Source organism: Bradyrhizobium sp. SZCCHNPS1003 (genome assembly GCF_032381555.1).
In the GTDB taxonomy this organism is placed as follows: Bacteria; Pseudomonadota; Alphaproteobacteria; order Rhizobiales; family Xanthobacteraceae; genus Bradyrhizobium.
The window spans coordinates 145,937-158,533 of sequence record NZ_JAUHIU010000009.1; the positions used below are offsets into that span (position 1 = coordinate 145,937).

Annotated in this window: 16 protein-coding genes and 1 tRNA gene; all 17 read left to right on the forward strand. The window is 61.8% G+C overall.

Annotated features, from left to right (window positions below; all coding sequences use genetic code 11):
• Nucleotides 1-10 precede the first annotated feature (10 nt).
• The 17 genes from QX126_RS16750 (at nt 11) to QX126_RS16830 (ending at nt 12,593) form a co-directional block, all read left to right on the forward strand.
• A complete protein-coding gene (locus QX126_RS16750) occupies nt 11-334 on the forward strand; it encodes a hypothetical protein (protein ID WP_315782370.1) in 324 nt (107 codons plus the stop codon).
• A gap of 308 nt (nt 335-642) precedes the next feature.
• The gene (locus QX126_RS16755) at nt 643-1,050 is read left to right on the forward strand and encodes a hypothetical protein (RefSeq protein WP_315782372.1); all 408 of its coding nucleotides are present in this window, start codon (nt 643-645) and stop codon (nt 1,048-1,050) included.
• Nucleotides 1,051-1,145: 95 nt separating this feature from the next.
• Nucleotides 1,146-1,427 carry a hypothetical protein gene (locus tag QX126_RS16760; RefSeq protein WP_315740119.1) on the forward strand — a complete coding sequence of 94 codons (282 nt, stop codon included), beginning with the start codon at nt 1,146-1,148 and terminating at the stop codon, nt 1,425-1,427.
• A gap of 262 nt (nt 1,428-1,689) precedes the next feature.
• Nucleotides 1,690-1,765 (forward strand) — tRNA-Asn (locus QX126_RS16765).
• 167 nt (nt 1,766-1,932) lie between these two features.
• Complete coding sequence (locus QX126_RS16770; RefSeq protein ID WP_315782374.1) at nt 1,933-2,820, forward strand: hypothetical protein; 888 nt, start codon at nt 1,933-1,935, stop codon at nt 2,818-2,820.
• Nucleotides 2,821-2,925: 105 nt separating this feature from the next.
• Nucleotides 2,926-3,906 (forward strand): major capsid protein, encoded by a 981-nt coding sequence (locus QX126_RS16775; RefSeq protein WP_315782375.1) that lies wholly within the window; start codon nt 2,926-2,928, stop codon nt 3,904-3,906.
• A gap of 84 nt (nt 3,907-3,990) precedes the next feature.
• Nucleotides 3,991-4,287, forward strand: a complete 297-nt coding sequence (locus tag QX126_RS16780; protein ID WP_315740122.1) for a hypothetical protein — start codon at nt 3,991-3,993, stop codon at nt 4,285-4,287.
• 17 nt (nt 4,288-4,304) lie between these two features.
• Entirely contained in the window at nt 4,305-4,745 is a 441-nt protein-coding gene (locus QX126_RS16785; protein ID WP_315740123.1) for a DUF1320 domain-containing protein, read from the forward strand.
• Nucleotides 4,745-5,233: a phage virion morphogenesis protein gene (locus tag QX126_RS16790; RefSeq protein WP_315782377.1), complete on the forward strand. Its 489-nt coding sequence runs from the start codon at nt 4,745-4,747 to the stop codon at nt 5,231-5,233. Before QX126_RS16785 ends, QX126_RS16790 begins: the two co-directional genes overlap by 1 nt.
• A 2-nt stretch (nt 5,234-5,235) precedes the next feature.
• Nucleotides 5,236-5,820 (forward strand): hypothetical protein, encoded by a 585-nt coding sequence (locus tag QX126_RS16795; RefSeq protein WP_315782379.1) that lies wholly within the window; start codon nt 5,236-5,238, stop codon nt 5,818-5,820.
• Nucleotides 5,820-7,286: a hypothetical protein gene (locus QX126_RS16800; protein WP_315782381.1), complete on the forward strand. Its 1,467-nt coding sequence runs from the start codon at nt 5,820-5,822 to the stop codon at nt 7,284-7,286. The genes QX126_RS16795 and QX126_RS16800 overlap by 1 nt, the downstream gene beginning before the upstream one ends.
• 15 nt (nt 7,287-7,301) lie before the next feature.
• A complete protein-coding gene (locus QX126_RS16805; protein ID WP_315782383.1) occupies nt 7,302-7,559 on the forward strand; it encodes a hypothetical protein in 258 nt (85 codons plus the stop codon).
• Nucleotides 7,540-7,899: a GPW/gp25 family protein gene (locus QX126_RS16810; RefSeq protein ID WP_315782385.1), complete on the forward strand. Its 360-nt coding sequence runs from the start codon at nt 7,540-7,542 to the stop codon at nt 7,897-7,899. Before QX126_RS16805 ends, QX126_RS16810 begins: the two co-directional genes overlap by 20 nt.
• 10 nt (nt 7,900-7,909) lie before the next feature.
• A complete protein-coding gene (locus QX126_RS16815) occupies nt 7,910-8,785 on the forward strand; it encodes a baseplate J/gp47 family protein (RefSeq protein ID WP_315782387.1) in 876 nt (291 codons plus the stop codon).
• A gap of 3 nt (nt 8,786-8,788) precedes the next feature.
• Nucleotides 8,789-10,000, forward strand: a complete 1,212-nt coding sequence (locus tag QX126_RS16820) for a phage tail protein I (protein WP_315782389.1) — start codon at nt 8,789-8,791, stop codon at nt 9,998-10,000.
• Between the two features lie 76 nt (nt 10,001-10,076).
• Nucleotides 10,077-12,350, forward strand: a complete 2,274-nt coding sequence (locus QX126_RS16825) for a hypothetical protein (RefSeq protein WP_315768366.1) — start codon at nt 10,077-10,079, stop codon at nt 12,348-12,350.
• Between the two features lie 12 nt (nt 12,351-12,362).
• Nucleotides 12,363-12,593, forward strand: a complete 231-nt coding sequence (locus QX126_RS16830; protein WP_315782391.1) for a hypothetical protein — start codon at nt 12,363-12,365, stop codon at nt 12,591-12,593.
• The last annotated feature ends 4 nt before the right edge of the window (nt 12,594-12,597 follow it).

A 12,597-nucleotide genomic window follows, 5' to 3' on the forward strand; every position in this document is an offset into this window, starting at 1 on the left:
GGTTCAGCTCATGACCGAGAAGCTGTCATTCAAATGCGAAGGCTACGTGTGCGAGCCCTGCACCAACAGGCAGGGCACGCCCGTGCGCGAGCTGGTGCGGATGATCCCTCGCTCGGTCGTGGCCTTCGGCAAGCTGATCGGTGACGAATACTGGTGCTGCCCGATCTGCTTCGAGCCGAAGTTCACGGTCAAGGGGAGGAAGCCGGTCAATGGAACCAGTCAAGCTGAAGTGGTGGGAGAAGCTTCTGGGGTTGCCCGAGGAAGGCGTTCAGCCGCGGCGCGCGGCACCGGCCCCCGTCTCGTCGCCACCTCCGGCCCCAGCTCCGACGCCTGAGCAGCTCGCGCTGGAGCGGCTGGTTCGGGAGCAGGAGAAGACCAACTTCTGGCTCATGATGCAGCCGGTCCTGATGCACCCGTTTAAGGCGCTGATGGGGATTTCCATCCTCTACATCATCATCCACGTTTGGATCTATGGTTGATTTGCTTTTTTTGCACTTAATGGTGCCTCTGTGCTACCGAATGCAAATGGACAGATCCGAACGAATGCGCGCCCTCCCCAAGGGAGGGTACAGGCCTCCGAGCGTCAGCGTGTGGCAAAAGTTCATCACGAAAGCTCGTGCTGGAGCAAAGAGCCGAGATCTCGTGTTCGAGATCGATGCCGGCCATATCCAGGCGCTGTTCGAACGTCAGAAGGGACGGTGCGCTCTCAGCGGCCTCCCAATCGAGGCCAGCAAGGTTTCGCCCACGGCGTCTCTCGATCGCATCGAGAGTCATCGGGGGTACGTCCGCGGCAATGTTCAGTGGGTCCACAAGGTCGTGAACATCATGAAGCAGAACAGCGACGAAGCGTACTTCGTTGCCATGTGCAAGCAGGTCGCAGCGCACCGAGGCGGAGGTGTGCAGCTTTCCGATGATCATCGTCGATTGCTGGCCGGTCAGCCGATCCTGTCGAAGGACAGGTTGTCCCCACCGCCGGGGCTGTCCGAGTTCGCGGCCAAGAAGGTCGCCAAGACCTCCGACGACTCGATCGGGTTTGGAATCTTGCTCTGATGCCGTTTGCATTATGATTTGCAGTTTTTTGATCGACTACTTGACAAAGGGCGTATATTGTGGTTCAAGTCAGGTGAAATGCAGATAGTGTGCAAATGAACCTGTTTCACCGCAAGATCTTGGTCCAAGCGTTCAAACTGCCCCTCTGGGGGCAGGCTGCCGAGGAGGTCGCGCCGCAATGGCTCGTCAGCCGTCTGCAGAGTGGTGAGCTGAAGGTCAACTCCCTCGGGGGTCTGACCATGTCGTCGGCGTGGGGCGTGCAATCCTGTGCCGCTGGCGACGTCGTCCTCCTGACCGAGGATGACACCATCCAGTTCGCCAAACCGGAGGAGTTCGACAAGCTCGAACCCGTCAAGGAGCTGCAGATCGCAGCGTAATCCGACGCTCTCTCCATAGAGCATCCAGAAGCCGCTCGGGACCTCCCTGGCGGCTTTTCTGCATCGGTCACTCACTCACACTTGCCCGCCCGGTTCGCGCCTGGCGGGCATTTTTTTGGCCCGGCGGGCCACCTCTTTCGGTTCCGCGCTCCCTTGAATGGTCGAGCGCGGCTTCAGCGGTCTCAGCTCGCATCCCGCACAAGACGAGCAGAGATATCCAAGAGCGTGCCGCACGCCCGCGCCGCCGCTGAACATTTTCCGTTGGCATGTAGCTCAGACGGTAGAGCGCCTCGCTGTTAACGAGGAGGTCGCAGGTTCGAGACCTGCCGTGCCAGCCATCCAATTCGCCCGCAATGACCAACCGAGCGCCGGGACGGCCTCGGAACGATCGCTGCTGGCATCTCCGATTCCCCGGATCCTCGGGGATATCACCGACCCTCAGGCGGGATGCTTGAGCGGTCTTTTATCACGAGGGGCGGGATGCCCCGCATTTCCAGGGATTGGAATGCTCAAAGCAGTAGTCACCGATATCAACACCGTCGATGAAGCCCATCGCGCCTTTTACGTCGAGAAGAACGGGAAGTTTTTCCTCAACGTCACGCCGGCCGAAGGCTACGAACTCGACGACGTCAAGGGCCTGAAGACGGCTCTCGGAGCGGAGCGCAACAACGTTGCAGTCCTCAAAGAGCAGCTGAAGCCCTACGAAGGCCTCGATGCCGGCGCGGCTCGTACCGCGATCGAGCGTGTCTCCGCCTTCGGAGAGATCACCCCTGACGCAGCCAGGACGGCTGTTGAAACCGCAGAACGACTGTCGAAGCTCGATCCCGCGAAAGAGGCGGATCGGATCGCAGGCGAGAAGTTCGAGACCCTGAAGGGTCAGCTCACCGCGCAGTGGACTCTGCGCGAGACCGAGCTGAGCACCCAGGTCAAGAACGCCAACGCTACGGTCGAGAGCCTCACGGGGCAACTGCAGACGATCATGGCCGACAGCCAGATCAAGTCTGAAGTCGCAAAAGCAAACCCACTGGACGACGCGCGGGATGCCGTCGAACTGCTGGTGTCCAAGTTCGTCAAGACGTCCATGAAGGACGGTCAGGTCTCCGTCCAGGTGCTCGACACCAACGGCAACCCCCGCATCAAGGACGTGAATGGCACCCCCTTCACTGTCGCCGATCTCGTCGCCGAGATCCGCGAGAGCCGCGCCTCGCTCTTCAAGCCGGAAGAGAAGCGCGGTCTGGGAACGCAACCCGGCACCCACGGCAATCCTCCGGCAGGTGGTGGTCAGACCAACCCCTGGATGAAGGACACCTGGAACATGACGCAGCAGATGCTGCTGTCGAACCAAAAACCCGAACTGGCCAAGCAGCTGAAAGCAGCGGCCGGCGTGAAGTAACCCTTCTCGCCCATCCGAACAATTGCATGCGCCCGGATTCTGTCCGGGCGTTTGCTTGAATGCAAGCAGCCGCAAACGCCGTCTCAACAAAAGCAAGAGTGAGAAATGACTGAGACTCGTCTCGCGGACATGATCGTCCCGACCGAATTCAACAACTACGTGCAGGTGCTCTCGACGCAGAAGTCGGCCCTGTTCCAGTCGGGCATCATCACCGACCTGACCAGCGTCATCGACGCGGAGATCAGCGGCAAGACCGTCAACATGCCGTTCTTCAACGATCTGGACGCCGCGGACGCCGAGCAGGTGCTCGACGACAACAGCGACCTGACCGTCAGCAAGACCTCGACCGGCCAGGACGTGGCCGTGAAGCTGCTGCGCGGCAAGGCGTTCGGTGCGTCCGACCTGTCGTCCGACCTGTCCGGCGCCGACCCGATCCAGCTGATCGCCAACCGGTTCGCCGAGTGGTGGAATCGCCGCATGCAGACCGCTCTGCTCGCGACCCTGGCGGGCGCGATGGGCTCGGCCGGCATGGCAGCCAACGTCAACGACATCTCCGGCCTGACCGGCGGTGCCGAGAACTTCGACGCCGACTCGTTCATCGACGCCGCGTTCTTGCTCGGTGACGAGCAGGGCGGCCTGAACGCCGTCGCCGTCCACTCGCTGACCCTGAAGGCGATGGTCAAGGCCGACCTCATCGAGTTCATGCCGGACTCCGAGGGCAAGCTGACGATCCCGACCTACATGGGGAAAACCGTCATCGTGGACGACAGCATGCCGGTGGCTGGCTCCGGCGCGAACCGCGTGTTCACCACCTACATCTTTGGCCCCGGCGCGATCGGCTACGGCGAGAAGTCACCGAAGACCCCGGTCGAGGTCGAGCGCCAGGCTCTGAAGGGCATGGGCCAGGAGTACATCGTGCAGCGCCGCCAGTGGGTCATGCATCCCCGCGGCATCAAGTGGCTCGGCGCCAACCAGGTCGGCGTCACTCCCGCGAACTCCGAGCTGGCCGACGTCGCCAACTGGCAGCGCGTCTACGATCCGAAGGTCATCCGGATCGTCGCGTTCAAGCACAAGCTGGGCTCCTAATCGTCTGACCTCAGACGGTAGGAACTGAAATCGACCCTCCTCGGTGAAAGCCGGGGAGGGCTTTTTCGCTATTTGGAGACATCCATGATTGGAACGACTGGCTTCCGAGCCCGTGAGGCGGCTGCGAACATTCGTCTGCGCAAGCAGCGGATCGTATCGCCCGAGGTGCGCGCCGCGCGCTTCGCCAACCTCCACGGCAATGCGTCGGCCGACGACGCTGCAGCTGATGCTGCTGCAAAGGCCGCTGCCGAAGCCGCCGCCAAGGAAGCTGCTGAGAAGGCTGCTGCTGAAGCTGCTGCCAAGGAAGCCGCTGAGAAGGAAGCTGCCGACAAGGCTGCTGCCGAAGCCGCTGCTGCGGCCACCAAGACCAAGAAGAAGTAACCTGACAGAGGCTCATAATGGGCTACGCGACCAAGGATGACATCGACGATCTCTATGGGACCGATCTCCTCGTTCGCATAGCCGATTATGACCGGGACGGCATACCAGACCCGCTGGTTGTCCAGCGTGGACTCGACGGCGCCGACGAGATCTGCGACGCCTATCTGTCGTCGCAATACACGGTCCCGGTTGTCCCGACGCCGGGCATCGTCAAGAACTGTGCCATCGACATCGCGGTCTACAAGATCGCACTCGGCCGGACTGGCCGGACCGATGAGATGCGCGTGCGTTACGAGGACGCGCTTTCAATCCTCGAGAAGATTTCCTCCGGCAAGGTCGGCCTCGGCCTGCCGCCGGTCACCACGACTGGCACCGATGCCAATGGCAACCCGGTGACCACGACCACGAACCCGAACGTCACACGAGGTGGCCGGTCGTTCGACTGCGGGAGGGCCTGATGGGCGCTTTTGCGGTCGATCTGAATGCCGAAGACCTCACCCGCCTCAATGTCCGCCTCACCAAGCTGCTGCAGGACGCCGAGCACCTCCATCCGGTGATGGAGCAGGCTGCCGAGTACATGCAGCGTGCCACCATCAACCGCATCCTTCGCACCAAGCGCTCGCCAGAGGGTGAGCTATGGGCTGCGCTGTCCGACGTGACCATCGCGCTGAAGGGGCATGACAGGCCGCTGTTCGAAAGCGGCGAGCTGTCCCGCAGCATCGAGGTCACCGACGTGAACGACCACGGCTTCGAGCTGACGGCGGATACCGAATACGCATCGCTCATGCAGGAGGGCTTCAACCATGCTGGCCGCAAGGCGCGGCGCGGCGGCAAGCGCTACAGCAAGGCCGACAAGGTGCCGGCGCGTCCGTTCATGGGCTTCTCGGAAGAGAACGTCAAACGCATCTCGAAAATGCTCCGCGACCATATCGCGCACGGAGGTTGATGATGGGAAAAGTCGTCGACTTCCGCCAGAAGATCATCGACGGGATCAAGACGCTGTACCCGACGATGGACGTCGAATGGTACGACGGCCTGTTCGATGAGAAAGACATCGCCGACTGGACGCTAAAGACGCCATGCGCTCGTGTCGCGGTGATGGCCTCGAAGAGCGATCCGACCTTCACGGGCGAGCTGAATGCTCTGCTCCGGGTTGTCGTGGTCTTGATCGACGAGAACAAATACGTATCGCTCGATGGCGACTCGCGGGCCTGGGACATGGTCGAGACCGTGGCCACCTGGGCTCATCAAAATCAGTTTGGACATCCCGATGCCGCTCCTGCTCAGAACGTCCAGTTCAAGCGCATTAGCCAGCCTGTCTTGAGGCGCGAAGGCGTCTCTGTCGGCGTGGTTGAGTGGCACAGCGATCTCATGATCGGCACCAACAAGGTGCTGCAGCGAGACTTCGTCTGGAACAACGGCCAGATGGTCACCAAGGTGCCGAGCACCAAGGCAAAGATCCTCGGTCATGTGGAGACTGCAGCGGGTCTGTCCGGCGACGAGACGGTCGATGTGACACCCGAGGTGCCGTAATGGTGCGTGCAATTCACGCGATGGAGCGCCGGCTCCAGGATTTGGAGCGCAAGTTCCAGAACAAGGAGCGGCTCGGAAAGATCGTCGCGGTCAAGTTCGAGAAGAATCGCTGGTACGTCAAGATGAACGACGGCGAGGATCAGACCCCGAGCGGGAATGAGACCTACTCGAAGCAGGACACCTTCAAGAGCGACTGGCAGCCCTGGCAAAGCCACTCGCATGCGACGATCAAGTATTCGGTTCCGCCGAAGATCGGGATGCACGGCATCCTGCGCTCGGTCGGCGGCATCCCCGAGCTGGGGACGGTCGAGCCGTTCCATTACGGCCCGGACACGCCATCGCCACACGGCAAGCAGGATGAGACGGTCGGGCTGATCCACGAGAAAGAGGATCAGCAGCACTGGATCCACCAGACCAAGGATTCGAACCACCTGATCATCAAGACCAAGAAGAAGCAGCAGGGCGCCCCCACGGGACTCGGCGATATCTCTGGTCTCGGCGATCTCGCAGGCATCAGCCAGATGGCCGGCCTAAGCGGCATGGACTTCTCCAGCATGCTCGGCGGCCTCAGCAATCTCGGCAACCTGGGCAACCTCGCCAGCCTCGACATCTCGAACATCGCGAACATGGCGGGCCTTTCGCAGCTGTCGGGCCTCAAGCTCGGCCAGCTCGCCAATGTTGGCCAGCTCGCCAACCTGTCCGGCCTCCCAGGGCTGTCCCAACTCGGCAATCTCGCCGGCATCGCCAACCAGGTCGCCTCCGGCAACCTCATGGGCGTCGTCGGTCAGATGATCGGCGGCGGCGCGGGCGGAGCGGCCGGCATCCCGGCGAGCCTTGCAGGCGGCAGTGGAGGAGGTGGCGGCGGTGGAGGTGGAAGCGGATCTGGCAGCTCGGACACGAGCAGCTCGGATGCCTCATCGTCCGATCAACAGCAGCAGTCACAGCAGACGCAGCCGCCCAAGCTTCCGGAAGTGCCGGAAGAGGGCGATGACGGCGTCACGCGGCAGCTGGCGGACAAGGAGAAGATCCTCAAGACGGTCGGCAAGAATAAGTCCTACTACAGGCAGGATGAGAAGCTGGTCAACGTCCGCTATGGCGAAAAGGGAGCCAAGGGCGACGTCCTGATGGACGAGAACCAGGTCAAGATCCAGTTCAAGGACAAGAAGGCCAGCATCAAGTGGACTGAGAACGACCTGAACGTCACCTACGGTGAGAACCAGGCCAACATCAAGCTGGACCAGGACGCGATTGTCCTGAAGCACGGCGATGGGACGACAGTCACATTCCACAAAGACCACGTCGAGGTGAAGGGCGCGAACAGCTGCTCGGCCGGCGTCGATGGCCGATGGGTCAACATCACCAAGGAGCGCGTCAACCTCGGGGTCTCCGGACCCAATGAGCAGGCTGACCAGCGCGTTATGACAGAGGCTGGACCATCTCAGGTGGTCTGGGCCAAGATCGCGTAGCGAGAAAGAAGAAAAATGAAGACCTACGAAGTTATCAAGGATTTCTGGCGCAAGGGCGTCATGGTGCCGGCCGGCTCCGTCGTCACCGCGGTCGAGGCTGAGGTCAAGTATCTCAAGCACGTCGTGCAGGAGAAGGTCGAAGAGGCCGAGGCCGTCGTGGCCAAGGTCGAGGAGACCGTCACCAAGGCGGTGACCGCGGCGAAGGCTGTCGAGACCAAGGTGCTCGGTGCCGTTGCTTCGGAGAAGCCGGCCGATGGCAATGCTTCCAAGTGAGCACCTGGTCGACATCGATCGTGAGACCGGCGAACTGATCCAGGGCTGGCCCCGGATCAAGCAGAGCATCTTCGTCATCCTCACCACCCGCCTCAAGGTTCGCCTGATGCGGGCGTGGTGGGGGTCGAAGTTTCAGGACATGCAGGACAAGCCCTCCAACGAGGAGACGATGATGTCCGGCATGATGGCCGCGATCGCCGCGATCAACACCTACGAGCCGGAGTTCAAGGTCACGCGAGTGGCTATTGACGAGGCCGACGCGACCGGTGCGATCACGATCACCATCGATGGAATCGACCTCGTAGAGCAGGTGCTGCGGAGAACTTCGGTCACCATCTAGCGAGGGTTGAATGCCCAATTACACTTCGCCCGCGCTGTATATCGACTTCGCGCGTCTTCCCCCACCCGACGTCATCGAGACCATTGATTACGAGGTTCTGCTCCAGCGCTACAAGGACGAGGTTCTCGAAAAGAACCCGAAGCTGAAGGCAGCGCTTGCCCTCGAGCAGTCTCCGACCAACGTCATCCTGGAGCCGCAGGCCTACGGCGAGGTCCTGGTGCGAGCGCGGGTCAACGCCGCTGCACGCGCCGTCATGCTGGCCTTCGCCAAGGGCGCGGACCTCGAAAACCTGGCTGCCTTCTTCGGCGTTGAGCGCCTGCCGGACGAGCTGGATGACAGCCTCCGGCGCCGCGCTCAGATGGCGCCAGAAGCCTATTCGACGGCCGGCTCCGAAGGAGCCTACATCTTCCAGGCCCTGAGCGCCGACGTCCGCATCCGCGACGCAACGGCGACCAAGGTCAACAAATTCGGCGGCGTCAAAGTCGCCGTCATGCAGAGCGGAACCGACCCGGTACCGACCAAGGACATCATCGCCAACGTCGTGAAGCGCTTGAACCAGAAAGGGATCAAGCCGCTGACCGACGTCATCTCGGTCTGTCCGGTCATGCCGCTGCGGACGCAGATCGTTGCCAACGTCACGCTGTATCCAGGACCCGATGCCGCGCTGCTCATGAGCGACATCGGAACGGCCCTGACGAAGGTCCGCACCAACGTCTCCATGATCGGACGCGATCTGACCAGGTCGGCAATCATTTCGGCGCTCAACCAGAATGGCGTCCAGAACGTCGACCTGATCTCGCCGGCTGCCGATGTCGTGGCCGGCAATGACCAGTGCGTCGTCATCGATTCCGCAAAGGTCACGCCGCTCCCGACTAGATTGGAGTAAGCCATGGGCCCGTTCCCGACGCGCAGGATGGATCACATCCTGTCCCCGAATGCGACGGAGTACGAGCGCACGCTGGCCTCCCAGGTCGAACGCCTGCTCCAAATCGACATCCCGATCCGGCAGCTCTGGAATCCGTGGACCTGCCCTGAGAACCTGCTGCCTTACCTGGCCTGGGCTCTCTCGGTAGACCTGTGGGACCCGGAATGGCCGCTGACGAAGCGCCGGAGCGTGGTCGCGAATGCGATCAAGCATCACCAGATCAAAGGCACGCTGAAAGCCATCGAGACCTACGTCGACCTCGTCGACAGCAAGGTCCTGAAGGCCACGACGCCGCCGGCAAAGGTGTTCTCAGGCCCCTCGCTCAACAAGGAGCAGCGGGAAGCCTGGCTCGCCAAGCTGCCGCAGGTTCGGATCTACCAGAATTACCTGCGCGGCGCCGCCCGGCGTCGAATCTTCTCAGGCGGAAGCCGCTACAGCAGCTTTCTGGAGAAGAAGTTCCCGACCCCGAATGAGGCGATCACGCGGCTTTCGAAGCGAGCGTCCTGGGTCGTCAATGGTGTCGAGACCGACACCAAGATCGACAACGAAGGTACCTACTTCAGGCTCTACATCAAGGCTGTCCGGCCGTATTCGACATTCTGCAACACGCCGCTTGGCCTGAAGAAGAAGTTTCCGATGCCGTCCACGGCAGCCAGCAGGATCGTCACGATCGCCCCGATCGTCAGCGCGCCATGGCGCAGAGCGGTCGGTCCGCAGATCGAGCCGGTGTCAACCACGCCGGAGCTGATCACGATCTCCGGCAAGGAAGGCAAAGCCGTCTATTCCGGCCGCCCCATCCACAAGCGGTTCTTCGTGCCCTCAATGGCGCCGTACCACACCTACGAGCGGTATGCGGTCAATGACGGGTCCGCTGCAGACGCCAAACGTCCTTCGATCCAGTTCATGGGCGTCGGGCGGTATGGCATCGAGCCGCGCTCGGCCGAGCTGAAGATCCAGATGCAGACGCGGTGGAGCAAATACAAGGCACGTCTCGCGCAGCCATTTGCTCCGAAAACGCGCTTCTTCACGCCGCATGACGGCACGCTGATGACCAAGAACCGACAGGCCATCATCGCGGCCAAGCGCATGACCGACAAGATCCTGCTCGATACCGACACCAAGCCTGGTTTCATCGCCGGCCTGCCGCGGTTCGCGGGCAGCCCGATCATCATCTGACAATAACCAGAATGCATTGGTCCCATCGTCCGCGGGGACGGTGGGCCTTTTCGCGTTCGCAGCAAGAGGCCCTTAGATGGACCAGCAAGTCATCTTTCGCGATTATCAGGAACAGACCGCGACCGATCACAACAACATCCAGGAATACGTTCAGACGGCGATGGACCACATTGTCGCCGATGCCGTTTCTGCGACACGGAAGTACTCCGGACTGATGATCACCAAGACCGGGCAGGTCGAGGTCACGGTCGGCGCAGGTCGCGTCTACGATACGGGCGCCGTCTATGCACTCCGCTCGGTCCTGACCCAGTCGCTCGCCACCTACGTGGCCGCAGCGGCCCGGCGCATCGTGACGATCTCGGCCTATGGCCAGGAGGTCGAGACCGACGTCGAGCAGCGCGACTATCTGACGGACGTCGATACGGGCACCGTGGAGCCGCGCTCGGTCGCCATGACCCGCTCCCGCAACGTCCAGATCGTTTTCACGGCCGGCGCCGAGGCTGCCGACCCTGTCCCGGCTGCTGTCCCGGCCACCCATGTGGTGATCGCGAATGTGATGCTGGACACCACGCAGATCGTTTCGATCGACATCCAGGACCAGAACAAGGTCGTCTCGACCGACGCACTGGATATCCGGACCGACCTGCTGGAGACCTTCCGGTCGATCATCGAGCCGCGCGTCACATCGCTGGCGTCGGACCTCGCCGACCTCGCGAACCGCATGACCGGCTTGAGCAGCGCCTCCGACCTGTCCCGCATCTACCTCGACCTGGCTCGGGTCAAGGAGAGCCTGCGCTATCCGGCTGACGCCTCCGGCTTTGATACCGACTTCTTCCTCGATCAAACGAAGTCGGACATGACCAACAGCAAGCTGCTGGGCTTCGACGCCAGGGTCGAGGAGGGCATCCGCTTCAACAACGCCAACGCGAACCAGTTCGAGATCTCGCTGTTCTCGGCGAACGATCCGAACGCGGCGATGGCCGGCGGCTACCTGATGCCGAAATACACCAACGTGCTGAAGATCCAGACCGGCAATTACACCGAGTCGCTTGGCATCGCGCAGTACGGCTACCAGGTGCATTCGATGAAGGTCGGGTACATGTCCCGCACCCGCGTCCGGTACGGCGGAAGCTACACGGTCTGCACCAACGGCAACGCCTGGAGCACGCCCGGAAACCCGGTCGACACCACCAATCTGTACGACTTCAACACCATCGAATACTCGACGGTCACGAACAACTACAACGTTCACGGCAACGGTGACGGCGCCTGGTCACAGCGGACCGACTACTACTGGCTCGACACCTGGGAAGAGCCGTTCATGTATGAGGTCACCACGAACCTCTCCGTGACTGGTGCTCAGGTTGCGCAGACCTTCCTGGTGTCGAACGACATCATCGCGACTCAGGTGGGCTTCTACATCACCCAGAAGGCCGCGAACGAGGACATCCACATCGCTCTCTGCGAGGTGACTGCAGGCCAGCCCGACCTCGAAAAGGTCGTGCTAAAGACGGTCTACGCGCAGCAGAACATCGTCACGGGTTGGAACCTGTGCCCGATCCAGCCGACCTTCCTCGCGAAGGGCAAGCGCTATGCTTTCGTGTTCATCTCGAACGCAAACCATCAGATCGGTATGACCAACGGTCAGTCTTATCTGGACGGCACGTTTTTCTACTCGACGGACGGCATCTACTACATGGGTGACCTGACCAAGGACATGATGATCCAGGTCTATGGCGCTCAGTTCGCTTCGTCCCAGGTCGCGATCGAGTTCGCTCCGATCAACCTCGACGGCGGCTTCCGCGACATCGACATCCTCGCTGAGCAGTGGGTGCCGGGCTCGTGCGAGCTGGTCTATGAGATGCGGCCGAACGGTACCGGCGAGTGGCAGTCGCTGACCCAGGATAACTCCGGCGTGCTCGCGGTCGCTCCGCCGCTGGCTCAGTTCCGGGCACGCTTCGTCGGCACCAGGGACATGATGCCGATCCTGCATCTCACGGGATCGCGCGTCCATGTCTCGCGGCCGAAGGCGGCCTTCAAGCACGTCTCGACGACGATGACGGTGCCGGCTCTGTCGAACGTCACGCACAACCTGACCTTCGTCAACCTGCTCGAAATGTTCGATCCGACGCCGCACACCTACGCGATGACGGTTCGGGTCGGCTCGACGGAATACTCGCCCGACACCACCGTCACGGTGCTGAAGGATGCGAAGGCGAAGCGATACGAGAAGACCTACACCTTCAGTCTGCCGGCCGGAACCACACAGTTCACGATCGAGCAGACCGGAACGACCAACTCGCCGCAGGTCACGTACCACGTTGCCGAGCGGTCGTTCTACAGCAAGTAAGGAACCAACCTCATGGCCGACACTGAAAACGCAGCCGCTCCGGCGGCTGCTGCACCCGTTGCTGTGCCGACGAATACTCCTCCGAAGCTCGCCGTCGATCCGGTGAAGAGCTATCGCCTGAAGCTCGCGCGGGCCATCGAGGTCGCTCCCAAGATCTGGGCGCGTCCCGGGCACGAGGTGATCGTCAAGGGCAACCTGATCGCTGGCCTCGGTGACGCCGTCATCGGCTACGAAGAGGTCTAAGCCA